This window comes from Microbacterium kunmingense (assembly GCF_023155745.1).
GTDB classification, from domain to species: Bacteria; Actinomycetota; Actinomycetes; order Actinomycetales; family Microbacteriaceae; genus Microbacterium; species Microbacterium kunmingense.
Window position 1 is genome coordinate 1 of the sequence record NZ_JAKNUS010000025.1, and the last position, 725, is coordinate 725.

Genomic DNA, 725 nt, shown 5'->3' on the forward strand with positions numbered 1-725 from the left:
CGGCCTTGCGGCGCTCAGCGAGACGGCGGCGCTCCCGCTGATAGTTCGCCCCGAGGATCAGACCCTCGTCGCGCAACAGCCGCAGCACGGTCGCCTGCGACACCGGGTGCCCGTCGTGACGAGTCATCGCCCAGACCTTCCGATGCCCCCACGCCGGATGCGCCTTCGCGTGATGCACGACGACATCACGGACAGCGACGCGGGCCGGCTGCGGCCACGGGCCTTTCGACGGCCGATCCTGCTTCGCCTTGGCCTGCCAGCGCCGGAAGGTCCGTTCGGGCATGTCGATGAGTTCGCAGAACCTCGCGGTCGACATGCCCGCCTCGGTGCGGATCACCTCGAGGTCCTCGAAGGGCCCAACCGGCCCTCCGCGCTCTTCTTCCACACCCGGATCTCGACCGCCGCCTCACCGAGCGCCTGGGTGAGTTCCGCGACCTCGTCCTCGAGCTGCTGCTCCCGGGTCGAGGGCTTCGACTTGCCTGCCTCGATCCCCGCCTTCCCGCCCTCGAGGAACTGCCGCTTCCAGTTCCCGATCGCCTGCTCGGACACCTTCTCACGACGCGCGGCCTCCGCGATCGAGATCTCGCCCTGCAGCACGGACAACACGATGCGGATCTTCTTTTCCGCCGGGATCGTCGGTGGACGACTCATAATTCTCAGACCTTCCAATAGGGGCGCTGCCTCAGCAACTAACTACCCCTGCCACATAGTCTGACGCGCGACAA

At 67.2% G+C, this 725-nt stretch carries 2 protein-coding genes; both read right to left on the reverse strand.

All coding sequences use genetic code 11. The annotated features are described in order from the left end of the window. On the reverse strand, positions 1–337 hold a 337-nt coding region (locus tag MA875_RS17345), incomplete at its 3' end, for an IS3 family transposase (RefSeq protein ID WP_248243446.1). Further along, complete coding sequence (locus MA875_RS17350; RefSeq protein WP_248243447.1) at positions 334–651, reverse strand: transposase; 318 nt, start codon at positions 649–651, stop codon at positions 334–336. The genes MA875_RS17350 and MA875_RS17345, both read right to left, overlap by 4 nt. Between the last annotated feature and the right edge of the window lie 74 nt (positions 652–725).

What these genes read in the sequence shown, in the direction of transcription:
- MA875_RS17350 (WP_248243447.1), bottom strand. Translation starts at nt 651, where the DNA reads ATGAGTCGTCCACCGACGATCCCGGCGGAAAAGAAGATCCGCATCGTG.